The sequence below is a fragment of the Polynucleobacter sp. 39-46-10 genome, assembly GCF_002282275.1.
In genome coordinates this window covers 1-1,240 of record NZ_NCJB01000509.1, presented here as the reverse complement: position 1 = coordinate 1,240, position 1,240 = coordinate 1, and the positions used below count along the sequence as shown (strand labels likewise).

General features: G+C 46.9%; 1 protein-coding gene and 1 pseudogene. One reads left to right on the top strand and one right to left on the bottom strand.

What is annotated here, in order from left to right; genetic code table 11:
• Positions 1-142 (top strand): annotated as a pseudogene (locus tag B7X71_RS17260) (tRNA (guanosine(46)-N7)-methyltransferase TrmB); the annotation flags it as partial.
• A 79-nt stretch (positions 143-221) separates the two neighbouring features.
• Here the strand turns inward: B7X71_RS17260 and B7X71_RS17255 are convergent.
• The coding region (locus B7X71_RS17255; RefSeq protein ID WP_293601644.1) for an NAD-dependent succinate-semialdehyde dehydrogenase at positions 222-1,240 on the bottom strand (1,019 nt) is incomplete at its 5' end.

Below are 1,240 nucleotides of genomic sequence, written 5' to 3'. Positions count from 1 at the left end.
ATTTAAGCCCACCTTAAAGCAATTACAGTCAAAGCAAGCGGGCTATGTACAAAGACCAGATTACCGACCGATTACCAAGTTTGAGAATCGGGGGCTTAGATTAGGTCACGGCGTTTGGGATTTGGTTTACAAGAAAAAATAAATCCAACGCAATATAAGGGATATAAATAAATCAGGCCACTTTGGGTAAAGTGGCCTGAGTGTTTTAAGACTATCTTGGCTTACAGGCCCAAGCACACATATTTCAGCTCTAGGTACTCATCCATTCCATAGGCGCTACCCTCACGCCCTAGACCAGATTGCTTGACGCCACCAAATGGTCCCACTTCATTGGAAATGATTCCGGAGTTCACGCCAACAATGCCATATTCAAGGGCTTCAGCTGCTCTCCATATGCGACCAATATCTCTACTGTAGAAGTAAGAGGCTAGACCATATTGGCTATTGTTAGCTAACTGAATTGCTTCTTCATCGGTCTCAAACGGAATAATCGGTGCAACTGGCCCAAAAGTTTCTTCATATGTGATGAGCATGTCAGTAGTGACATCAGCCAAAATGGTGGGTTCATAAAAAGTGCCGCCTAAAGAGGAGCGTTTTCCACCAGCCACTAGCTTGGCGCCTTTACTCAGGGCGTCAGCTACATGCCTCTCCACTTTCTCAAGTGCTGCAGGTTCAATCAGTGGCCCTTGGGTAACCCCAGAGTCCATACCATTACCGGGTTTGATGACTTCAATTGCTTTGGCAAATTTTTGGATAAATTCTGCTTGAACTTTTTTATGTACATAGAAGCGATTAGCACATACACAGGTTTGACCAGCGTTGCGATATTTAGAAGACATTGCGCCAGTTACTGCTGCATCAATATCAGCATCTTCGAAGACGATAAAGGGTGCGTGACCACCCAGTTCTAGGGCCAGCTTTTTGACGGTTGGAGCGCACTGAGCCATGAGTATGCGGCCTACTTCGGTAGATCCCGTAAAAGAGAGGTGACGCACCACCGGAGACTCGCAGAGTGTTTTACCAACGGCAATAGATTGCTCAGTATCTGCCGTCAAAATATTGATGACCCCTTTAGGTACACCAGCACGTTGTGCTAGTTCGGCTAAGGCAAGCGCAGACAACGGCGTTAGCTCTGCTGGCTTAATGACAATCGTGCAGCCCGCTGCCATGGCAGGTGCAATCTTGCGCGTAATCATAGCGATCGGGAAATTCCAAGGTGTGATTGCAACACACACCCCAA